Source organism: Pseudoalteromonas sp. KS88 (assembly GCF_004766475.1).
In the GTDB taxonomy this organism is placed as follows: domain Bacteria; phylum Pseudomonadota; class Gammaproteobacteria; order Enterobacterales; family Alteromonadaceae; genus Pseudoalteromonas.
Map to the genome: position 1 here is coordinate 52635 of NZ_PYHV01000001.1, position 23559 is coordinate 76193.

13 protein-coding genes and 1 pseudogene are annotated in these 23559 nt (G+C 39.5%); 4 read left to right on the top strand and 10 right to left on the bottom strand.

Annotated elements, in window-relative coordinates:
• Positions 1-80 precede the first annotated feature (80 nt).
• Positions 81-2237 (bottom strand): prolyl oligopeptidase family serine peptidase, encoded by a 2157-nt coding sequence (locus C7Y70_RS00220; RefSeq protein WP_135472983.1) that lies wholly within the window; start codon positions 2235-2237, stop codon positions 81-83.
• A gap of 158 nt (positions 2238-2395) precedes the next feature.
• On the opposite strand from C7Y70_RS00220, the pseudogene C7Y70_RS00225 reads away from it, so the two are divergent.
• Both C7Y70_RS00225 and C7Y70_RS00230 read left to right on the top strand, forming a co-directional pair.
• A pseudogene (locus tag C7Y70_RS00225) lies at positions 2396-2715 on the top strand (DUF962 domain-containing protein).
• A gap of 65 nt (positions 2716-2780) precedes the next feature.
• The gene (locus C7Y70_RS00230; protein ID WP_135472984.1) at positions 2781-4628 is read left to right on the top strand and encodes an ABC transporter ATP-binding protein; all 1848 of its coding nucleotides are present in this window, start codon (positions 2781-2783) and stop codon (positions 4626-4628) included.
• 167 nt (positions 4629-4795) lie between these two features.
• On the opposite strand, the gene C7Y70_RS00235 is transcribed toward C7Y70_RS00230, so the two are convergent.
• Positions 4796-5482, bottom strand: a complete 687-nt coding sequence (locus tag C7Y70_RS00235; RefSeq protein WP_135472985.1) for a DoxX family protein — start codon at positions 5480-5482, stop codon at positions 4796-4798.
• A 62-nt stretch (positions 5483-5544) separates the two neighbouring features.
• On the bottom strand, positions 5545-7506 hold the full coding sequence (locus tag C7Y70_RS00240; protein ID WP_135472986.1) for an NADPH-dependent 2,4-dienoyl-CoA reductase: 1962 nt from the start codon (positions 7504-7506) through the stop codon (positions 5545-5547).
• A 218-nt stretch (positions 7507-7724) separates the two neighbouring features.
• Here C7Y70_RS00240 and sppA point away from each other — a divergent pair, with 218 nt between their 5' ends.
• Complete coding sequence (sppA, locus tag C7Y70_RS00245; protein ID WP_135472987.1) at positions 7725-9587, top strand: signal peptide peptidase SppA; 1863 nt, start codon at positions 7725-7727, stop codon at positions 9585-9587.
• Between the two features lie 72 nt (positions 9588-9659).
• Positions 9660-10670 (top strand): asparaginase, encoded by a 1011-nt coding sequence (gene ansA / locus C7Y70_RS00250; protein WP_099293969.1) that lies wholly within the window; start codon positions 9660-9662, stop codon positions 10668-10670.
• A gap of 72 nt (positions 10671-10742) precedes the next feature.
• Here the strand turns inward: ansA and C7Y70_RS00255 are convergent, their stop codons facing one another.
• The 7 genes from C7Y70_RS00255 to C7Y70_RS00285 all read right to left on the bottom strand — a co-directional run bounded on the left by C7Y70_RS00255 (position 10743) and on the right by C7Y70_RS00285 (position 23472).
• Positions 10743-12488: a DUF3466 family protein gene (locus tag C7Y70_RS00255; protein ID WP_135472988.1), complete on the bottom strand. Its 1746-nt coding sequence runs from the start codon at positions 12486-12488 to the stop codon at positions 10743-10745.
• 11 nt (positions 12489-12499) lie between these two features.
• Complete coding sequence (locus C7Y70_RS00260; RefSeq protein ID WP_099293976.1) at positions 12500-14416, bottom strand: ABC transporter ATP-binding protein; 1917 nt, start codon at positions 14414-14416, stop codon at positions 12500-12502.
• Between the two features lie 15 nt (positions 14417-14431).
• Positions 14432-14671: a glutaredoxin family protein gene (locus tag C7Y70_RS00265; RefSeq protein WP_135472989.1), complete on the bottom strand. Its 240-nt coding sequence runs from the start codon at positions 14669-14671 to the stop codon at positions 14432-14434.
• On the bottom strand, positions 14664-16781 hold the full coding sequence (rlmKL, locus tag C7Y70_RS00270) for a bifunctional 23S rRNA (guanine(2069)-N(7))-methyltransferase RlmK/23S rRNA (guanine(2445)-N(2))-methyltransferase RlmL (protein ID WP_099293982.1): 2118 nt from the start codon (positions 16779-16781) through the stop codon (positions 14664-14666). Before rlmKL ends, C7Y70_RS00265 begins: the two co-directional genes overlap by 8 nt.
• A gap of 89 nt (positions 16782-16870) precedes the next feature.
• Complete coding sequence (locus C7Y70_RS00275; RefSeq protein ID WP_135472990.1) at positions 16871-17401, bottom strand: cell division protein ZapC domain-containing protein; 531 nt, start codon at positions 17399-17401, stop codon at positions 16871-16873.
• Positions 17402-17516: 115 nt separating this feature from the next.
• Positions 17517-18527, bottom strand: a complete 1011-nt coding sequence (pyrD, locus tag C7Y70_RS00280) for a quinone-dependent dihydroorotate dehydrogenase (protein WP_135472991.1) — start codon at positions 18525-18527, stop codon at positions 17517-17519.
• Between the two features lie 103 nt (positions 18528-18630).
• Positions 18631-23472 (bottom strand): NAD-glutamate dehydrogenase, encoded by a 4842-nt coding sequence (locus C7Y70_RS00285; protein WP_135472992.1) that lies wholly within the window; start codon positions 23470-23472, stop codon positions 18631-18633.
• Positions 23473-23559 lie beyond the last annotated feature (87 nt).

The window sequence follows — 23559 nt, forward strand, 5'->3', positions numbered from 1 at the left end:
TTTATTCGGCGTTATCGAATCTCAAACGGGCTTAAAATAGTTTAATAAACGCCGAAGGTATTACTCCGGCGTTTGATAACTTACAGTGACTTTATACCCATGTTATATAAGGTAAAGCCATAAATATCAGCATACTGATCAATGATCTTGCTTGTTGGTGTTCCAGCGCCATGACCCGCATTTGTTTCAATACGAATAAGGTAAGGATTACTACCCGCTCCTTTGGTTTGTAACTCTGCAGCAAACTTATATGAATGCGCAGGAACAACTCGGTCATCATGATCACCAGTTGTTATTAATGTTGCAGGGTAAGATACACCTTCTTTTACATTGTGTACTGGTGAATAACCCTTAAGATAGTTGAACATCTCTTGGCTTTGTTCACTGGTACCATAATCATACGCCCAGCCTGCACCAGCAGTAAACGTATGATAACGTAGCATATCAAGGACACCTACCGCAGGAAGCGCGACTTTGAATAGCTCTGGGCGTTGTGTCATCACAGCGCCAACCAATAAACCACCGTTTGAGCCACCACGCAGTGCTAAGTAGTCACTAGATGTATACTTTTTCTCATTTAAGTATTCAGCTGCAGCGATGAAGTCATCAAACACGTTTTGTTTTTTCAGCTGTGTACCAGCATCATGCCACGCTTTACCGTATTCACCACCGCCACGTATATTTGCCACTGCATAGACGCCACCTTGTTCAAGCCATGCAGCAATCGCAGAGCTAAACCCAGGTGTCATGCTGGCGTTAAAACCACCGTAGCCATATAAAATTGTCGGATTTTTACCGTTGAGTTTAGTGTCTTTTTTATACGAGATAATCATCGGTACTTTGGTACCGTCTTTTGATGTATAAAATACTTGCTCAGATGTATAAGCATCAGATTCAAATTTAGCACCTGATTTGCGATACACGTCAGACTCACCTGTGTTTACATCAAAAGCAAAGGTGGTGCCAGGAGTGATATAATTTGCAAACGAATAATACAGCGTTTCACTTTCTTTTTTACCACTAAAACCACGTGCAGTGCCTACGCCTGGCAAACTAATCTCACGCACTAACTTACCGGACTTATCAAATTGCTGAACTTTAGAAATTGCATCAACCATATATTTAGCAAAGAAATAGTTGCCACCTTTTGACATGCTTAACACATTATCAGTTTGTGCAATTAAATCTTGCCATTGGTCAGGTGTTGGATTTGCTGCATCAACAGTGACCACTTTTTTGTTTGGTGCGTTTAAATTGGTAACAAGGAATAATTTACTTCCTTCATTATCAAGCAAGTAGGTATCTGACTCAGTGTGTCCTACAATCGTTTTGAGCTCACTATCAGGTTTAGTGAGGTCTTTTATAAACAGTTTATTGCCTGAAGTAGACACGCTAGCTGAAATAATTAAATAACGATTGTCAGAGGTTACAGATGCACCAATGTAGCGGTGTTTCTCAGCGTCAGAGCCACCAAAGACTAACTCATCCTCACTCTGCGCTGTGCCCAGTTTATGGAAGTAAACCTTGTGCTGATCTGTTTTAGCGGATAACTCGCTGCCTTTAGGTTTGTCATAACTAGAGTAGTAAAACCCTTCATTTGCAAGCCATGAAATGCCACTGAATTTAACATCCACGAGATCTTCTTCGATTGGTTGTTTGGTTTCTGTATCAATAATAATGATTTTACGCCAATCACTTCCACCTTCTGAAATTTGATACGCAGCTAACGAACCATCTTCAGAAAATGTAAGGCCTGACATTGAAGTGGTACCATCTTCACTAAACGTATTTGGGTCTAAGAAAACCTCAGCTTCAGCGTCGCCTAACTTACGATACAACACATATTGATTTTGCAAACCATCGTTTTTGTAAAAGTACGTGTATTTACCTTCGACGAAAGGTGCAGTGACCTTTTCATAATTCATTAATTTTTCAAGGCTTGCTTTCAATTTGTCACGGTAAGGGATATTTTCAAGATATGAAAAAGTCAGCTCGTTTTGAGTTTTAACCCATTGAGCGGTTTCTTCACTCATATCATCTTCTAACCAACGATATGGATCAGCTACTTTCTCATCAAAATAAACGTCTACAACGCTCCCTTTTTTAGTTTCAGGGTATTTTAATGACTGTTCAGCAGGTGTTTCAGTTTTGGCATTATTTTCAGTTGAAGTAGTAGGTGCATCAGTACACCCTCCAAGCGCTACAATGACTGCGCAAGCTAAGACGTTTTTTAACATGGTATCTTCTTTTTTGATTATTAACTTAATCATGCACGTTATTTAGTAACCGGGGTGTTGTCTAGTCTAATGCGACAAGTGCACCTGTATACTGTAAAAATATGTAAACCTTTACAAATAAAACGTTACACTGTTATTTTAAAAATTAAGGAATAAATATGGATAACAACAATAAGTCCACTTCTTTTACTTCATTTAAAGAGTTTTATCCTTATTACTTATCTGAACATAGAAATAAAACATGTAAGCGACTTCATTTTATTGGCAGTGTACTTGTTGTGTGTTTACTTGGTTATTCAATTTTAACTGAGCAGTTTTATTTACTCTGGTTCATCCCTGTTATTGGTTATGGTTTTGCGTGGATTGGCCACCTTTTCTTTAAAAAAACCGACCTGCTACATTTAAACACCCCTTTTATAGTTTATTGGGTGACTGGGTTATGTTTAAAGATGTACTTGTCGGAAGAATCCCATGGTAGAGTCCCTTTAATTAATTACCCACAGTGCTATAGTAGCGGTAATTTTTGCTATTTAAGATATTAAAATGTATCGATTATTTGAGCGAATGACCAAGCCGTTTCCAGATCATAAGCCGACTCAACCTCCTGCAAGTTTATTTGCATTTTGCCGACATTACACGAAAGGGATGGAGATATCCCTTTTCTTCATGTCCATCAGTGCTGCAATGCTCGCTATTTTAGAAGTTTCATTATTTAGCTATATGGGCCAGCTTGTTGATTGGCTAGCTATCTACACGCCACAAACATTATTTGCAGAACAAAAGCCTGAACTCATTAAAATGGCCCTGGTGCTACTAGTGGTTCTACCTTTGGTCGTATTTTTTCACTCCGCTATTTTACACCAAGCACTTTTGGGGAATTACCCGATGTCGATACGTTGGCTTGCCCATCGTTATTTACTTCGCCAAAGTGTTAGTTTTTACCAAAATGAATTCGCTGGACGCATAGCAACCAAAGTAATGCAAACGTCTCTTGCTGTTCGAGAGTCAGTAATGAAACTACTAGATGTGTTAATGTACATAGTGGTTTACTTTGGTGCGATGGTATTTTTAGTAGCCGAAGCTGACTGGCGATTGATGATACCGCTGCTTACGTGGCTTGCACTTTATAGTGCTATTCAGTGGTACTTTGTTCCTAAATTAAAACGTATCGCCAGCTCTCAAGCTGATGCTCGCTCAGAGATGACAGGCAGAATAGTCGACAGTTACACAAACATTTCTACGATTAAGCTTTTCTCATATACGCAGCGCGAAGAGCACTATGCGAAAGAAAGTATGGATGTATTCTTACAGCCTGTATATAAGCAGATGCGATTGGTTACAAGTTTAAATTTATGCATCAATAGCCTGAATTACCTTTTAGTTTTCAGTGTGGCTGCGCTTTCTCTGTATTTGTGGTCTTTGAGCGCAATCAGTGCTGGTGCGATAGCAATCGCAGTCAGCTTATCTTTACGGTTAAATGGTATGGCACAATGGATCATGTGGGAGATAAGTAGCCTGTTTGAAAATATTGGCACTGTCAGTGATGGCATGAAAACACTCTCAACGCCTATTGATGTTGATGATAAACCTGATGCCACATCTCTAAAAATAAATACAGGTCAAATTTGTTTCACGGATGTCCATTTTAATTATGGTAAAGCAGCTAACGAGACCAACCGTGGGCCTGTAATCAATGGTCTTAATTTAACAATTAAACCGGGTGAAAAAATAGGTTTAGTTGGTCGTTCTGGTGCGGGTAAATCAACATTAGTTAATCTTTTATTGCGGTTCTATGATGTTGATAAAGGTGCAATTCATATTGACGGACAAGATATCTCCACGGTGACACAAGAGAGCTTGCGACAGCATATAGCCATGGTTACGCAAGACACCTCTTTGTTACATCGCTCTGTTAAAGAAAATATTCTGTATGGTCGACCAGATGCAACCGATGAAGAAATGCTTAACGTAACAAAGCAAGCCAAAGCGCTCGAGTTTATTGAGGATATAGAAGACAGTAAAGGCAATAAAGGCTTTGCCGCTCAAGTTGGCGAGCGTGGTGTAAAACTCTCAGGTGGCCAACGACAACGCATTGCTATTGCTCGTGTGTTATTAAAAAATGCCCCAATTCTCATCTTAGATGAAGCAACGAGTGCACTTGATTCGGAAGTTGAAACGGCAATACAGGCCAGTTTAGATGATTTAATGACGGGGAAAACCGTTATCGCCATTGCTCATAGGCTTTCTACAATTGCGCAAATGGACAGATTAATTGTTCTAGATGAAGGCGGCATTGTTGAGCAAGGTAGTCATCAGGAATTATTATCTCAAAATGGTATTTATGCTGCACTTTGGGCACATCAAACGGGTGGCTTTATCGGTGTTGAGTGATGCATCCAAATCACCTAAAAATGCCAAAAGGGTTGGTTTAAAAGTGATGTTCCTGCATTATTGATTTTAATAATAGAACCACTTAACACAACCTATATTTATTGAACTTACATGCTCTTACAATTGCAATTCTGCTGTAAGAGCATGTGAAATAGTTTAATCCTGCATTATTTTAAATTTATCCGCTTTTTTAACCAATAATCTGTACTCACTACACGCCCGCCACCGCTGAAAAATAAACTGAGTAACATTGCAAAATATATCGCTGAAAACTCGATACCATTGTTTAAAATAACTGGTTTGCCTTTTTCGTATAAGTAATCGGGGTATCCATGGTTTTCTACCAGTTCACGTATTGTATCAATACGCACTTTGGTCTCGACTGAGTTCTCTAAGCTTGCATTTGCACCCGGTATAGCTAACCAATCTAGCACTTTTGCAGCACTAGTACTGGGGTCTGTTGGTGTAATCGCGAACCAGCCATTCTCCCAATGCACCGTAGTAGCAGCCACAACCATGGTAAACATTAATGGGATTGTCACTAGCCTTGTTAATAACCCAATAAGTAATAACCAACCGCCTATAAACTCCGTCCAACCCGCTAAAAAGGCGAGTAAATCAGGAAACGGTAAGCCTAGACCCCACTGTGGATTGCCAAACCAATTGACAACATCGCTTGATGCTAAAAAAAACTCAGGGAAATTTGACACCTCTTGGCTAATATTAAGCTTGTTATACCCTGCAATGATCATAACTGGGGCAAGTATTAACCTAAAGATAAGCGCGGGAATACCATCAGCAATTGATAGGCGTTTTATAATCAGAGAGTAAGTATTAAAAAGAGATGAAATCATAGCAGTCCTGTAATTTTGCTGTTCTAAATTACAAGACCGCTTTTGCTAGGAACTTATTTCAGTTAAATTTTACGAGCAACTTGCAAAGCTTCAAAAATAGCACGTTTAGCATCAATTGCTGCAGCTAATTTTGCGCCGCCTATTACATGTACTTTAGGGTTTTGTTCTAATGTACTAATTACTTCATTATTTGACACTTGCCCGATACATGCAATTACCGTATCAACAGGTAAAACTTGCTCCTCTCCTGCCACATTGATTGTTAGGCCTTGATTATCAAACTTTATATATTCACAACCTGCAACTTGTTTTACGCCATGTTGTTTTGCTACTTGACGATGGATCCAACCTGTTGTTTTGCCTAAATCACTGCCAAAACGTCCAGCACTTCGCTTAAGCATATACAACTGACGACTATCTTTGTGTGGTGTGGCATCACACTCAATTCCCCACTGGGATTTAAAATCCTTTATTGATTGTTTTGGGCTTTCACTTAAAAAAGCAACCATATCAAAACCAATGCCACCTGCACCTAAAATTGCAATTGAATTGCCAAGCTCAACTTCGCCTCTTATTACTTCATCATAAGCAAATACACGTTTTCCATCTTCACACTTGAAGGACGCCTCTCTTGGTCTAACGCCTGTAGCAAATACAATATCATCATAACTATCAAGCATAGATTCAACATAACTTTTACCAAGCTCTATTGTTACATTTAATCGGGCTAGTTCGTTGATAAAGTACGTTAGTGTGTAGTTAAAATCTTCTTTGCCGGGTATCCGCATTGCCAAGTTAAATTGCCCACCCATATCTTGCTTTTTGTCAATTAGAGTAACTTTATGGCCTTTCTGTGCTAAATAACAACTGGCAGAAAGCCCAGCAGGGCCTGCTCCAACAACCAATACATTTTTAGCCTTTTGTGCTTGCGCTAAGGGATAATCTAATTCAAAACCGGCCTGAGGATTCACCAAACATGTAGCACGCTTACCTTTGAACACCTGATCTAAACATCCTTGGTTACAGCCAATACACACATTGATATGTTTACTTTGCTCTGCTTGATATTTATTAAATAACTCAGGGTCAGCCAATAAAGGTCGAGCCATTGATATAAGGTCCGCTTCACCAGCATTTAAAATATCGTTGGCAATTTGCGGTGTATTGATTCGGTTTACAGCGATTACAGGAACTGATACTACGTCTTTTAATCGTTTTGATGCTTCTTTAAATGCACCAGGTGGAACCATACTTGCAATCGTAGGCACTCTTGCTTCGTGCCAACCTATGCCTGTATTGAAAATATCCACTCCCGCTTTTTCAAGTGCTTTGGCTTGAATCGTCACTTCATCGGGCGTAGAACCATTTGGAATTAAATCCATCACAGACAATCTAAAAATAATGATAAAGCTGTCACTGACATTCGCACGCACAGCTTCAACAATTTCAATCGCTAAACGCATTCGATTTTCTGTGCTACCACCGTACTGATCATCACGTTTATTCGTGTGCTCAGCCATAAATTCATTAATAAGATAACCCTCAGAACCCATTATTTCAACGCCATCATAACCGGCTTTTTGAGCAAGTTTTGCTGAATGGGCAAAATCTTTAATGGTCTTTTTAATCGAGCCAATTGACATTGATTTAGGTTTGTAAGGATTGATAGGTGCTTGAATAGCGCTCGGGGCTTGATTAAATGGATGATAAGCATAGCGGCCAGCATGCAACAATTGTAAGCAAATTTTACCGCCATTTTCATGCACAACATCAGTGTAAGCTCGGTGTTTTATCACATCATAAAAATTATTAAACGATGATGAAATAGGTGTTAACTTACCACGTATATTTGGGCTGTAACCTCCTGTAATAATCATACCCGTGCCGCCCTTGGCACGCGCTTGATAAAATGCTTTTAAGCGCTTTCTATTATGCCAGCCCTCTTCAAGCCCGGTATGCATTGATCCCATTACTAAGCGGTTACGTAAATGTGTGTGTTTTAGTTGTAATTGTTGTTCTAACATTCTGTGCCCCATTCAACTGGTCTAACCTCTAACATTAGCTAATTCTGCTGGATTGGCAAGCATTAAGCAATAAGTGAATAACAAAAACATAAAATAAGCCAGTTAAGCTAAGGATTTATTTAAATATAAACACTTAGTTACGATTTAACAGTTAAGTTTATTTTCGTTCTGGGCTACTATAAGCTGAGTAATAAGGTGTACCAAATTAAGGATTTATTTTGATAGCAAAGATATTTAAAGGTCTTTGGGCAGGGTTAAATTTCTCTCGCCGCTTAGTTCTAAACTTTTTATTCGTGTTACTTGTAATTGTATTTTTTCTTTCAATTACCAGTGACGAAGATGAAATAACGGTGGCTGACAAATCTGTGCTTAGGCTTAACCTTAACGGTCCAATAGTTGAGGAAAAAACCTACGTAGACCCTGTTGAGGCTGCGATAAATGACGCAACTATGGGTAATGAGGTTCCAGCTGAAATTTTGCTTGATGATATCATCACCGTCATTGATGAAGCCTCTAATGACGAGCGTATCAGCATTATCTTACTCGATCTTCAAAAAATGCCTAACGCGCATCTTAATAAGCTTAAACAAATAACACAGGCTATTGAGCGTTTTAAAGCTACCGGCAAAAAAGTAATCTCAACGGGTTATTACTATACCCAAGCTCAATACTACATTGCTGCACATGCTGATGAAGTCACAATGCACCCATATGGTGGTGTAGCAATCGAAGGCTATGGCATGTTCCCATTGTACTTTAAAGATGCCTTAGAAAAACTCGCCGTTACACAGCATATTTTTAGAGTGGGCACTTTCAAGTCAGCCGTTGAGCCTTTTATTCGTAATGACATGTCTGATGCAGCGAAAGAAGCAAACAGAGTATGGTTAGGTGCTTTATGGCAAGAATATAAACAAGATGTGGCTGCTGTTCGCCCATTTGATGAGTCAAATTTTGATGAAACGATGGATGAATTATTAGTTAAAATGCAAGCCGTCAATGGTGACTCTGGTAAGTACTCTTTAGAAAATCAATGGGTAGATTCACTCAAATCTAATCAACAAATAAGACAGCAGTTAATTGATTTAGTTGGCGCTGAAGAAACAGGGAAAACATTTAATCAAGTTTCTTTTTACGATTATCTGACTCTTGTTAAGCCCCCTGTTCAATTTGATAACCCAATCACTGAAAAAGTGGCTGTGGTTGTGGCAAGAGGTACTATTGTTGATGGCGAACGACGTGCTGGAGAGATCGGTGGTGATTCAACCGCAGCATTATTACGTAAAGCTCGTTTAGATGACAAAGTAAAAGCGGTTGTATTACGCATCGACTCAGGTGGCGGCAGTATGTTCGCATCAGAAGTAATTCGTGCCGAAGTACTTGCAATTAAAGCCGCTGGTAAACCTGTTATTGCATCAATGAGTTCGGTTGCAGCATCTGGTGGTTATTGGATTGCCTCTGCCGCTAATGAAATATGGGCTGCTCCTAGTACAATTACAGGCTCTATTGGTGTATTTGGTAGTTTTATGACTTTTGAAAACACCATGGCTAAGCTAGGTATATACTCTGACGGCATTGCTACCACTGAAATGGCTGGCTTATCAATCACGCGTCCACTTAATGAAAAGATGGCGCAGGTGATCCAACTGAGTGTTGAAGATGCATACAGACGCTTTTTAGATGTTGTTGCTGATGCCCGTGATATGACACCAGAGCAAGTAGACAAAATCGCACAAGGGCGTGTTTGGATAGCTTCACAAGCACTTGAACTGGGTTTAGTAGATAAGCTAGGCAACAAACAAGATGCAATTGAAGCAGCTGCTGCTTTAGCTAAATTAGACTTTTACGAGGTTAAAACAGTTAAACAAAGCCTTTCTCCTCAAGAGCAAATGCTGCAAGATATCTTTGGCAGCGCGATGGTTAAATCGTTTATCGGTAATAGCACTACCGGCAGTCTTATTGCAGATAAGGTAGGCGTTAACTCACTTATCAATCAATTTAACACTGAGGTAAATAACCTTAAAGATTACAATGACCCACAGAATATATATTCTCGTTGTATTGTGTGTGATGTCATCAAGTAATTTAACCAACAACACCTGTATTCTTTAACCTCACAGGTTATACTAAGCCCAGTTTTTTTACTGGGCTTTTTTATGAAACGCAAACGCATATACATCGCATATACTGGTGGTACCATCGGTATGAAAAAATCAAGTCGCGGCTATATCCCTGCGGAAGGTTTTTTAACTCAAACAGTGGTCAACAACGCAGAATTTAACCGTGATGAAATGCCGCTATTTGATATTCACGAATATTCTCCACTAATCGATTCGTCAGATATGTCACCTACCCATTGGCAGCTAATCGCAGATGATATTAAAACTAAATACCACGATTACGATGGCTTTGTTGTCCTTCATGGCACAGATACAATGGCTTATACAGCGTCTGCACTCTCTTTTATGTTTGAAAACCTTACCAAGCCAGTAATAGTAACGGGATCACAAATTCCTTTATCGCAATTACGTTCTGACGGCCAAGTAAACTTATTGAATGCTATGTACCTAGCTGCAAACTACCCAATTGCAGAAGTTAGTTTATTTTTTAATAATCAATTATTCAGAGGTAATCGAGCGACAAAAGCGCATGCAGATGGTTTCGATGCATTTGCTTCACCAAACCTTGATCCATTGGCTCTGTCAGGGATCAATATTCAATTATTGAAAGGCCAACTAAGTCCATATGTGGAACACGCGCTACAAGTGACTAATATTACACCACAACCTATCGGTGTCCTTTATTTATACCCAGGAATTAGCCACGCAGTGGTAAAGAGTCTGGTTAACGACAACATTAAAGCATTAGTTTTGTTAAGCTTTGGGGTGGGCAATGCACCTCAAGATCCCGTATTTTTAGAAATTTTATCAACCGCGAGCAAACGCGGTATTATCATTGTTAATCTCACACAGTGCTTAAAAGGTCATGTAAACATGGGTGGGTATGCAACGGGCAATGCGCTATTAAACAGTGGTGTCATTAGTGGTTATGATATGACACTTGAAGCCTGTCTAACCAAGTTACATTATTTATTAAGTCAGAGCCTTGAAGTGGAAACTATTCGCCATCTTATGCAAGACAACCTGCGTGGTGAGCTAAGTCGTTAAACAGATACAGTACTCAATATAAATAAAAAAGGCACGCTTTCATGCGTGCCTTTAATTTATTTAACGTGTTTACTACTTTAATAAGCGGCGTAAACCAACAAGTGGTAATAATAATAAGCTGTACCATGGGAAGCTGGCAGATTGACGCTCATACGTTTCAGTCTCTTCGTCCGAACATTTGTCAATCTCACCTTCAATTGGGGTTAGCTTAACTGCAACCACAACGCTTTCATACTCAATATCACCATTAGTGTCTGTAACGACTCCACCTAGGCTATCTGTTTTTTCAACTGTTTTAGTTGCAACACCAAATATTTCATTATCGTTATTAATGGCTTTGGCTTCAGACATTAGGTATTTGTAACGCGTTTCACCATCACTTTCATAACATGGCAGTAAATCATTAATATTTGTTATCTTATCGTCACCAACTTGGTACATAAACGCTTCACGACGGCGAGAACCAACATTAAATACGTCTGTTTCACCTTCACCAACAATAATACCATTATCATTTATGTCATTTGCGAATGAACTTGAGCTGCCAAAGAAGTCGGTTGGGAAAACAGTAGAACCTGTTGCTATATCGTGATAGAAAAACTTATAGCGATTAGCCCCTTCAATTGGTCTAAGTGCATAACCCGTGACTATATTATTATTGTTAATAGCCGTTGACTTGCCATCAAACCAATCATCATCTTGATCCACTATTTCTTCAACTTTACCGTCTTTATAGTACACCGGAAGTGATCTAATTGTACTAGAGCGGCTACTGTCACGGATGTCTGATGTGCCTGCAGCAATACCGTTACTATTAATAGCTAATGCATTACTTACGAAAGCAAAGTTTTCATCGTCTTCTGGTGTAACACCAACACCTAATTTCTCAGTACTTGTAATGTTAAAGCTTGTGTCTAACGTCCACTTTACAGCTCGAAGGTCGAAAAGGCGTGTGGATGAAGAGCGATATAAGTTTTCAATACACGCGCTGACAGGTATATTTAAACCATCACAGTCATCATCGATATCTTCTTGCCTATCACTAGGAATACCCACTGAAGTTTGTCCAACAACAACGTATCCATCATCCGTTTTAACAATATCATTAGCTGCGCTGATACCACCAAACTCATCAAATTCAGGGGGGATTTCAAATACGACACCTGAGTCAGATATGATTGCCGCACGATTTATAAAATCACGAACAAAGTGAGTTTCCTCTTCTGTTTCATCATCTGGTGTAAATTTCAGTTTATCAAAGGGTGCACTTCCCCAACCTACAGAGGTGCCGTCTTCAGCAATGCCATTATAAAATGCATTTACAGAGCGGGTGACTCCATCATAATCAACGGATGCAATATCAAAAAATAACTGTTCCTGAGCAGGTTGTTGATTACCTGGGTATCTAAGTGCTGCTAAATTGCCGACATTTTGGTATTGGCTGTTATTTACTACCCTTTCGCTTCTCAAAAACGAATGCATAAATGCATGCGCATCTGGGTTTGTAGCTACTGCGTTATTGTTTTCGATATCATCTAATGTAAATGTAATTTCTTTATCAATGAGCTCAAAGTTGGCTTCCGCTGCATCATAGAAATCTGTAATTATACTATCTGTGAAATCTATATAACTGATATCAATTGGAAGATTGTATAAACCATTTGCTAGTCCAATTACATGACCACTTTCACTTACATCTGTCACGTAGGTATGTTTAGCTTCGTCAAATGAACCCAGCTCAGTCAACTTATAGGTAGCACTTAATGCTGTCGTGCTCATCGTCGCTAATATACTAGCAGCGAGTAATTTATATTTCATTTTAGTCCTTACTACTGATTCTTTAAATCTTCTAATTCTTCCCAGCGCTCTAACGCAGCTTCAAGGTCTGACTCTAGTTGCGCTAAATGGTTCAATGCTTGTGAAGTGATTGCAGCATCTTGTTTGAAAAAATCAGCGTCGTTTACAAGTACTTGCTGATCTTCAATTGCATTTTCAATTTGCTCAAGCTTACTGGGTAATTGTTCTAATTCAAGTTTTAATTTGTAAGAGAGCTTATTCGCTTTGCTCTCTGTTTTACTTTGTGATTTTGTAACTTGTTTTTCAACTGCTTTTACAGGGGCAGCAGTTTGTTTTTTTTGTTCATCAGCAAGGTAGCGTATATAAGCTTCATAATCACTATAACCGCCTACAATATCGGTGATTTTGCCATTACCTTCAAATGCCCAAACACTGGTACACGTATTATCAATAAACTCACGGTCATGGCTTACAATTAGCACTGTGCCCTGGTATTGATTAATTATATCTTCCAATAATTCAAGCGTTTCGATATCCAAGTCATTCGTCGGCTCATCCAGTACTAAAATGTTTGATGGTTTTAAGAATAACTTAGCAAGCAACAACCGATTTTTTTCACCACCTGACAATGCTTTAACGGGGGTACGAGCACGTGCAGGTGGGAATAAAAAGTCTTGCAGGTAGCCAAGTACATGACGTGAACGGCCACCCATCATCACTTCTTGCTTACCTTCAGCAACGTTATCTTGCACGGTTGCTTCTTCATCAAGCTTTTGACGGTACTGGTCAAAATAGGCAAACTCTAAGTTTACTCCTTGTTTAATATCACCACTGTCCGCAGCTAAATCACCAAACAATAATTTGAGCAATGTAGTTTTACCAATACCATTTGGACCAACCAGTCCAATTCTATCGCCACGCATTACTAATGTAGAAAAGTCATCAGCAATTACTTTATCTTTGAAGGCATGGTGGATATGTTTTGCTTCAAATACAAGCTTGCCTGATCTATCAGCAGTTTCGATGTTAAAGTCAGTCTTGCCTACCTGCTCTACTCGCTGCTTACGCTCAACGCGAAGTTGTTTGAGTTCACGCACTCGTCCTTCATTACGTGTACGACGTGCTTTTACCCCTTGGCGTATCCACGCCTCTTCTTCAGCTAACCGCTTATCAAAAAGGGCATTTTGTGTTTCTTCAACTTTTAAATCATGCGCTTTTTGTTCTAAATATGTCGCATAATCACCAGGGTATGAGATTAATTTACCACGGTCTAAATCTAGGATGCGTGTCGCAACAGCGCGAATAAATGCACGGTCATGAGAAATGAAAACAATGCCGCCTTTAAACTCTTTTAAAAATTGCTCTAACCACATAACACTGTCCATGTCTAAGTGGTTGGTAGGCTCATCAAGTAATAATAAGTCAGGCTCACTAACAAGCGCACGCGCTAACGCAACTTTACGTAACCAACCGCCAGAAAGCGATTCAAGTTTTGCTTCTGGTGAAAGCTCAAGACGAGTGAGAACAAGCTGAATGCGGCTATCAAAACGCCAACCATCCGCCGCCTCTAATTGATTTGATAAACGCTCAAGTTGGTTGAGTAGTTTATCAGTGCAATCAGTTTGAAGTTGCGTGCTTACATGGTGATAATCAATCAGTAAGTTTGCAATATCTGGCATACCTTGAGCAACATAATCGAAAACAGTGCCACTCGCACCCTTTGGCGGATCTTGCTCTAAACGAGAAATCTTGATGCCACCAAGCTGGTTAATTTCGCCATCATCTAAAATGACTTGACCATCAAGTACCTTTAAAAGTGTTGATTTACCCGCGCCATTTCGACCAACGATACACACTCGCTCACCCGTTTCAATGACTGCATCTGCATCATCTAGTAAAGGGTGTGTGCCGTAAGCTAACTGCGCTTTTGAAATTCTAATTAAATCCATGTTGTCTCTTTACTCTTATTCTGATTGCGTAAAACACTGCTGCACTTGTAACGCAGTAAACGGCCAATTTAACTGTTGACCGCGTTCGCTTTTTAAAACGGGGATTGTTAGTTGGAATTCAGCAATAAGCTGTTCACTACTCATAATGTCAACACGTTGCAATGAGACTGAATCGGTTGTCAGTGGCTCAATAAGTTCAAACGCTTCTTCGCACAAGTGACAGCCATCGGTATGGTAGAGCGTCCAATTAACCATGGGTTATTAACCAACTATTATGGATTTGTTTGTTACGTTTGAAATCTGGCGATAGTGTCTTCTCAGATATATTAACCGCTTTTAAGCCAAGGCCAATTAAACCAACTTCATCCATTGCAAAACCACGTTTGTTGTTAGAAAAGATGAGAGTACCAGAAGGACTTAAGATCTTTTTAACCCACGTTAATAATTTAATATGGTCACGTTGCACATCAAACGCGTCTTTCATACGCTTTGAGTTTGAAAAAGTCGGTGGATCTAAAAATATCAAATCATATTGGCTTGTTGCATATTCTAACCATTTTAAACAATCAGCTTGCTCAAAACGGTAGCGCGTATTACTAATATTGTTAAGTTCAAAATTATCCTGGCCCCACTTTAAGTAGGTTTTAGATAAATCAACAGTCGTAATTGCTTTAGCTCCACCTAGGGCTGCATGCACGGATGCCGTGCCAGTATAAGCAAATAAATTTAAAAAGCGTTTGTCTTTTGCATTTTGTTGAATGTAGCGACGAGCTAAGCGGTGATCTAAAAACAATCCCGTATCTAAGTAATCAAACAGATTCACTTTAAATTTTGCACCAAACTCTTCAATCACTTGAGTCCGGTTTTGCTTAGCCATTGGGGTATATTGCTCTTCCCCTTTTTGCTTTTTACGTACTTTTACGGCTATATTTTCTGGTGCAATTTTGAGCTGCTGTGCAGTTAAAGTGATCACATCTTGTAGACGTTTATGTGCTGTTGCATCATCTATTTCTTTTGGTGCTGCATACTCAAAAATAACCGCTGAGTCACCATATACATCAACAGCCACGTTATATTCTGGGATATCTGCATCATAAACTCGATATGCTTGCACATCATTTTGCTTGAGCCAATTTTTTAAACCTTGCTTGTTCTTTTTAACACGGTTTGCAAAAGACATTGAGCCTTCAAAATTAAGAGCAGGCTTATCTTCTGTTGTTTGGCTTACTTGTTTGTCATCTAGTTGATATAAATTTAATACCACATCAAGCGGGCCATTTTTAAATTTATAACGTTTAAGCTTAACGAGCTTTAACAGCTTAAATAGGCTTTCATCCATGCCAAGCAGCGCTAGCTTCCAATTATTAAAATGCTTTTTAAAACCCGTGCCTAAACTGCGATGTAAATCAACTAGCTCTGCCATTGAACCTATACGTTCACCATACGGTAAGTTCGATATAACTACGCCTGGCAGTTTCGCAACGGATGTCAGCTTTGTGGCATCATTTTGCTTAAATTTAATAATATCGCCCAGTTCTGCACGCTTCGCATTATCAACCGCTTTACTTAACACTTGAGCGTCATAATCATGACCAATTAGCCACAATTTAGGGTCTGTTATTTGAGCAATAAGCTCTTCTCTTAATGCGTTGAATTTCGCAACACGAAAGCTTGGTAACCTTTCAAAAGCGAACCCTTCTCGGAATAAACCAGGCGCTTCATTACGTGCCATACCAGCCGCTTCAATTAAAATGGTACCAGCACCACAACATGGGTCAAATAAAGGCTGTTGTACGTTCTCGAGCCAACCACTGCGCTTAATAAGTGCCGCGGCTAAATGCTCTTTAATAGGTGCTTTACCTTGCCCTTCACGGTAACCGCGTTCAGACAAGCGAGGTCCTGAGTAATCTATATACATGGCAACGCCTTGGCGAGATAAACGCGCGACAACACGTACGTTAGCATCTTGCTTGTCTACGTTAGGCCGTTGCTCATATAAATCATTGAAATAATCAACAATCGCATCCTTGATCACAAGACCAGAGAACTGTGTGTTTTTTAGTGAATCATTAGTCCCGTTAAAATCAACAGCAAATGTTTGAGTTGGACCGAACCACTCTTGCCAAGGTTGAAAGCGAGCAAATTTGTAAAGGCTATCTTTGTCGTTCACGCCTTCTTTTTCTTCAATCAACATCATGACACGAGTGGCAAAACGACTCATTAAGCACACTTTTTGTGCTAGTGTTGTATCCGCGTCAAAACGCACAGAACCCACTGTTTGTTTGGTGACTGTAGCCCCAATCTCAGTAAGTTCATCAACCAATAAATTTTCGATTCCGATAGAAGTAAGCGCGATAAATTGCAAAGTAAAAACCCTTAGTAGCTAATTGCGCGGGATTATAACATAGGTTGGCAGACAAACACGTGATTATGGGTTGAAGGCGTAAAATTTACTTAAGCAGTTATACTGCTTTGGGCTTGTGTGTAAATAGGGTGGACACGATTGTTGAGAACCTTGATTACCTCAAATTGATTCAAACTAAGGTTTTCATCTAATTGGAAGTGCTCAGATAAACAAATACACAAAGAGGCATCTTTATTATGTTCAATAATTAAAAACTCACCGCATTGTTGGCGAGACTGTAACTTAATTATTGCCTCTACGCTTGGCTCACTGCCTGTGTATGTATCAAAAAACCAACTTTTGGCTAGTACTGGCTTTAAATGGTATTTTGCTGCAGTTGCATTAAGCGCTATTTGACAAATTTCTGCGGGTTGCCACAGATTAAAAGAGTCAAGATATTGGTAAACTTGTTGATAAAAGGCTGCATCTTCAAGGCTAAATTCTGAATACTGTAAAACAGAATCTGTTAGTTGACGGAGTTTATAAGGCGTGCACAATTGCATCTCTTGGTTTAGGTCAACCAACAAACGATTTCGTTTCGGACAAGCTATCCATTTCCATTGTTTTGATGCTTGTAACATGCGCTCCTAATGACTCCTTTTATGCTATAGCCTTTAATTATAGTTGCTTTTGACCATTTAATCCAAATTCTATTAGAACATTTATCGAATGATCAAAAGCTTACATAACTGATCCTTATAAGCCTGAAAGGATCGTTTTTACCAATGGTGGACCTTTGTATATAAAACCAGTATATACTTGAATTAAATCTGCACCACTTTCTAACTTTTCTTTGGCACTTGCTGCATCATCAATACCACCCACACCAATGATTGGCAATTTACCTTGTGTAAGGCGTTTAAGCTCTTTGACAACATGAGTTGAACGCTCTCGTACAGGAAGCCCTGATAACCCCCCTGCTTCATCCGCATATTGCAGACCTTGAACAGCAGCACGCTCTAACGTAGTGTTCGTTGCGATAACACCATCAATATTATTGTTAATTAATGACTCACTCACCTGAGCAATTTGAACCTCATCCAAATCTGGTGCAATTTTAACTAGCATTGGGACTTGCTTGTTGTGTTTAGCAATTAGATCTAGCTGCTCGTTTTTAAGACTTTGCAAAAGATCGTCCAATGCTTCGCCATATTGTAAATCTCGAAGCCCTGGTGTGTTAGGAGATGAAATATTAACTGTTATGTAAGATGCATGTTCGAACACTTTGCGCATACAATGAATGTAATCGTCTTTACCTTGCTCATTTGGGGTATCTTTATTCTTACCGATGTTAATCCCCAAAATGCCATCGTACTTTGCTGCTTTTACATTATTAACTAAATTATCAACGCCTTTGTTGTTAAAGCCCATGCGATTAATTATTGCATTCGACTCAGGTAAACGAAATATACGAGGCTTGTCGTTACCTGCTTGCGGCCTAGGTGTAACAGTTCCTACCTCGATAAAGCCAAAGCCCATTTGAGCAAAAGCGTCTATACACTCAGCATTTTTATCTAAACCAGCTGCTAAACCGACTGGATTTTTAAATTTTAAACCTAAGAACTCTACAGGGTGATCTGCCACTGATTGTGACCATGCAGCACTAAATGGTGTGTTTGAAAAGCGACGCAAATTATGTAATGCAAATTCATGGGCCCATTCCGCATCACGGGTGAACATAAAACGGCGAGCAAGATCATAAAACATTAAAAAATCCTCTATATAAAAAAATACCCCAGACTAGGCTGGGGTATTGTAAGCTATTAACTTATTATTTTCACGCTAGAAACTACTAAGCGTGCAAAAAGGGTTATTTAGCTGACGTATCACAGTTATGGCTAAGTAGCATTAACTCACGTAAAGCCACAGAGAACTTAGCAAAGTCATGACTCTGCGATGTTTTAAACTCTGCAAGCATATGCTTCCAACGTTGAAGTAGTAATTCTTGACTATCCATCCATTGGTCAATTTGACTATCAACATTTTTATCATCGCCTTCAAAGCAGTTAAGCACAACTTCCGATAATGTACGTTGTTGCCAATCAAGCTCTTCGCGATAAGAAGCTCTTGCAAGAGCTTGCCAATGATTAGCAACAGGTTGATTAGTAATTTGGTCAAGGAACCAATGAAGACCCATGCGAGCACCAAGCTTAAAGTACGTATTAGATACCATGTCGATACTGCGGCCAGAATTATTAGCCACTTCAGCTAAGTCCATTACTGAGAATAGACTTGAAAGAGCAACAATTCGTTTAGCCAAGTCAGCCGGCGCACCGCTTTCAATTAGCTTATCTGCCGCTTTAACTAAACGCTCGCCTTCTTTCTCAACCATGTAGCCATTTAAATTAGTACTGAGGTCACTAAATGTAGGCGCGAAGAACGCAATTGTTTGTTCAATGTTTTGTGACTTATTACGATGGCGTAAGAACCATCGCGTTGCACGACGAACAGTCCTGCGAAGTTGATACAACATTTCTGTTTGTACTGCCGCAGGGATCTTATTATCAAGCGCAACGATTGCTTCCCACGTCTCATCCATTTCAAACACTTCGTTTGCAACAGAATAACAAAGTGCAACTTCTGCTTCATTGGCACCTGTTTCTTCTTGCATTCGAATCATAAAGTTCAAGCCCATATCATTAACAATATTATTCGCTAATTTAGTGGCAATAATTTCTTTACGCAGTGGATGATTATCCATTGCATCGTTAAACTTCTCGCGTAATGGAACTGGGAATGAGTTAACTAACAATTGACGGTAGTAAGGGTTTTCAGTAATTTCTTCTGATACTAATGATTCCTTAAGAACCATTTTTGAATAAGACACTAAAACTGAAAGTTCAGGACGCGTCAAATCTTTACCCGCAGCTGCACGTTCTGCTAGCTCTTCGTCTGTTGGGATAAATTCGATAGCACGATTAAGCTTGCCTTCTTTTTCGAGTGCATGAATAAAACGTACTTTTTCTTTCAGTGTCGAAGAACCCTTCGACTGAGTGATAGAGAGTGTATGTGTTTGGCGATAACAGTCATCTAGAACTAATTCAGATACTTCATCCGTCATTGAATATAATAGCTCATCGCGTTGTTTGCGCGTCAAATCACCCGCAGTTACTAAGCCATTTAATAGAATCTTGATATTTACTTCGTTATCAGAACACGCAACACCACCTACGTTATCGATAAAGTCAGTATTTACACGACCGCCTTTAGCAGCAAACTCGATACGACCTAATTGAGTTGCACCTAAATTACCACCTTCACCTAATACTTTAGCGCCTAAGTCAGCACCATTGATGCGTAATGCGTCGTTCGCGCGGTCACCAACATCAGCATCGCTCTCATCACTACTCTTAATGTATGTGCCGATACCACCATTCCAAAGTAAATCAAATTCCATCATTAGTGATGCTTTGATCAATTCATTTGGCGTCATGCTCGCTTTTTTAGTGCCCAACATTTTCTTCATTTCAGGGCTTAAGCTAATTGATTTAGCTGCGCGAGAGAAAATGCCACCACCGGCAGAAATTAAGTCTTTGTTATAATCTTCCCATGATGAGCGCGGTAAATTAAATAAACGCTCGCGCTCTGGGTATGAAGTAGCAGAGTCTGGTGTAGGGTCAACAAATATGTGCATATGGTTAAAAGCTACTTGTAAACGAATATGCTTTGATAAAAGCATACCATTACCAAATACATCACCTGCCATATCACCTACAGCAACCACTGTGAAATCGGTTGATTGACAATCTATGTCCATTTCACGGAAGTGACGTTTAACTGACTCCCATGCACCTTTTGCGGTGATACCCATTTTCTTATGGTCATAACCGACTGAACCACCTGATGCAAACGCATCTCCTAACCAGAAGTTATACTCATTGGCAATGCCATTGGCGATATCTGAGAAGGTTGCAGTTCCTTTATCGGCAGCTACAACAAGGTAAGCATCATCTTCGTCATGACGAGTAACATCTTTAGGAGGAACAATCTCACCCTGAATAATGTTATCTGTAATATCTAATAAACCGCGAATGAAAATTTTGTAACACTCTTGGCCTTCTTTAAAGAACGCATCGCGCTCAGTCGGTAGCTGTTTACAAACAAAACCACCTTTAGAACCAACCGGCACAATAACAGTATTTTTTACTTGTTGTGCTTTGACTAAACCCAGTACTTCAGTACGGAAATCTTCACGACGGTCAGACCAACGTAAACCACCACGCGCTACTTTACCACCACGTAAATGAACACCTTCTACGCGTGGCGAGTAAACAAATATTTCGAACGCCGGTAGAGGTAAAGGCATATCTGGAATTAAGCTTGGCTGTACTTTAAATGATACGTAAGACTTAAACGTGCCAGTATCATCTTTTTGGAAGTAGTTAGTACGAAGCGTTGCAATTATCATGTCAACGTATAGTCGAATGATACGGTCATCATCCAAATTAGCAACGTTTTCAAGTTCAAGATAAATTTGCGAGATTAGTTTATCCAGTGTCTTGCTACTTGCAGGGCTTTTAACTGAGAATTTTTTCGCAAACAAATTAACGATCTGCGTTGCTATGTGTGGGTAATTCGAAAAAGTGCTTTCGATATAAGTTTGTGAGAATGTTACACCGATTTGGCGCATATACTTAGCATAAGCACGTAAAATTGATGCTTCACGGCCTGTCAGCCCACCCATTAGAACCAAGCGGTTGAAACCATCGTTTTCAAGGCGGTTAGCCCATACATTAGTTAATGCTGCACGAAAACGCGCCGACACCTTGTCAAAATCAGCAACGCCTTGGCTATCAAGGAGCATTGAGAAGTCCATGATCCAATTGATACGACCATCGCTAGTCTTAACAGAATAAGGAGTTTCACCAATAACGCGTAAGCCAAAGTTTTCAAGCATTGGCATAACATCTGATAAATGAATTGGCTCGTCTTTATGGAATAAACTCAGGCGTACAATATTTGTGTTAGCTTCTTCTTGAGGACGGTAAAACAACATTTCGAGCTTGTTTTCGTCATTAAGCATTTCAAGCTTTTCAATATCAACAACCGCTGCGCTTGGTAAAACTTCATCTTTGTATGAACGGGCAAAAGAGTTGCTGTATTTACGGTTAAGGTCATTACCTCGAGACTCACCTGCTGACTCAAGAAGAGCAGATTGGAGTTTGTCTTCCCATGTGCGGGCCGCTTCGATTAAATTATTTTCTATGTCTTTCACTTTAAATTCGATATCGTTGTTATTTACACGCACAGTGTAATGAGTACGGGCTAAGGTAGACTCTGAGAAGAAAGTAGTAAATTCAACTTTTTCATCAGAATTAAATGCATTAGCTAAGATAGTTTGTGTTTCACGGCGAAGTGCGGTGTTATATCGTTCACGAGGAACATAAACCATGCATGAGAAAAAGCGGCCATAGGCATCTTTACGCACAAAAAGGCGACACATATCGCGCTCTTGTACTTGAAGTACACCCATTGCGACTTCAAGAAGTTCACTCTCGCGTGCTTGTACTAATTCATCACGTGGATAAGTTTCTAAAATATTTAATACTGCTTTATATGCATGAGTGCCTTGGGCAAAATCACACATTTCCATTATGCGGTTTATTTTACTTTTTAAAACAGGAACATCAGCGGCACTGTTATTATAGAAACTAGATGAGAATAAACCGATAAAACGGTCTTCACCTATTACATTACCTTCGTCGTCAAAACGCTTCACACCCACATAGTCAATATAGGCTGGGCGGTGTACACGAGAAAGAGAATTCGTTTTAGTTAGAATCAGTAAATTACTACTACGTGCTTCTTGGCGTGCAACTTCAGGTAACTCTGACAATAAACGAGTGTGATCGTCTGTCACGTTTTTCATCAAGCCTAGACTTGTTTCCATTTTACCTTTTAACTGATAATCACCTTGAACGGGTTGTAAGTCGTATTGACGGTATCCCATTAAAGTAAAGTTATCTTTTACCAGCCAATCTAAAAACTCAACAGTTTCTGCAACTTCAATTTCGTTGGTGTGCTGTTTTCTGTTTGGTAACTCTTTACTTACAGCGATAAGTTTCTCGCGTATTGGCTGCCAATCTTCTACAGCGGTAGACACATCAACCAAAACGGATTCTAGCTCTCGTTTGAACGAATCAATAACATCAGAATCTGTTTGGCGGTCAATCTCAATAAAGAAAACAGTTTTTGTAGAAGTTGATTCTTGATCTGCTTTTAGGTTTGAGATTGCAGCAATTTGACCTTCATTATTGCGTTTAACTTTTAATGGAGAATGCAGAAGTAAGTGAGATGCAATGTTTGCGCGGCTCATAGCCATACGAACAGAATCAACTAAAAACGGCATGTCTTTAGCAATAATTTCAACGATTGTATGCGATGACTGCCAACCATCTTTAGCTACTTCTGGATTGAAAACACGGATGACCGCATTATCAGAGGTATTTTTTTCTAGCGAATTCCATAGGCTTAGTGCAGCGCCATATAAGTCACTATCATTGCGATTTGCCAAATCCTCTTTAGACATATTGCTGTACAAGGCTTTGGCGAATTTCTCAACGAGTAACACATTATCAGCGTGAACTTTTTTCTGGATCAGCTTGCAGACATTATCTAAGATAACCGAGGCTTGCCCTTCATTTCGTGTCATTGTATGTTCCTTAATCTATTACTACCCTTACTGGATAGAATATGTGTACAGCAATTTAATTGTGTGGAGTCAGGTAAATTCTAACCC

Bases quoted from the DNA above. Each gene is read 5' to 3' on its own strand.
- C7Y70_RS00220 (WP_135472983.1), bottom strand. From the start codon at position 2,237: ATGTTAAAAAACGTCTTAGCTTGCGCAGTCATTGTAGCGCTTGGAGGG.
- C7Y70_RS00230 (WP_135472984.1), top strand. From the start codon at position 2,781: ATGTATCGATTATTTGAGCGAATGACCAAGCCGTTTCCAGATCATAAG.
- C7Y70_RS00235 (WP_135472985.1), bottom strand. From the start codon at position 5,482: ATGATTTCATCTCTTTTTAATACTTACTCTCTGATTATAAAACGCCTA.
- C7Y70_RS00240 (WP_135472986.1), bottom strand. From the start codon at position 7,506: ATGTTAGAACAACAATTACAACTAAAACACACACATTTACGTAACCGC.
- ansA (WP_099293969.1), top strand. From the start codon at position 9,660: ATGAAACGCAAACGCATATACATCGCATATACTGGTGGTACCATCGGT.
- C7Y70_RS00255 (WP_135472988.1), bottom strand. From the start codon at position 12,488: ATGAAATATAAATTACTCGCTGCTAGTATATTAGCGACGATGAGCACG.
- C7Y70_RS00260 (WP_099293976.1), bottom strand. From the start codon at position 14,416: ATGGATTTAATTAGAATTTCAAAAGCGCAGTTAGCTTACGGCACACAC.
- C7Y70_RS00265 (WP_135472989.1), bottom strand. From the start codon at position 14,671: ATGGTTAATTGGACGCTCTACCATACCGATGGCTGTCACTTGTGCGAA.
- C7Y70_RS00275 (WP_135472990.1), bottom strand. From the start codon at position 17,401: ATGTTACAAGCATCAAAACAATGGAAATGGATAGCTTGTCCGAAACGA.
- pyrD (WP_135472991.1), bottom strand. From the start codon at position 18,527: ATGTTTTATGATCTTGCTCGCCGTTTTATGTTCACCCGTGATGCGGAA.
- C7Y70_RS00285 (WP_135472992.1), bottom strand. From the start codon at position 23,472: ATGACACGAAATGAAGGGCAAGCCTCGGTTATCTTAGATAATGTCTGC.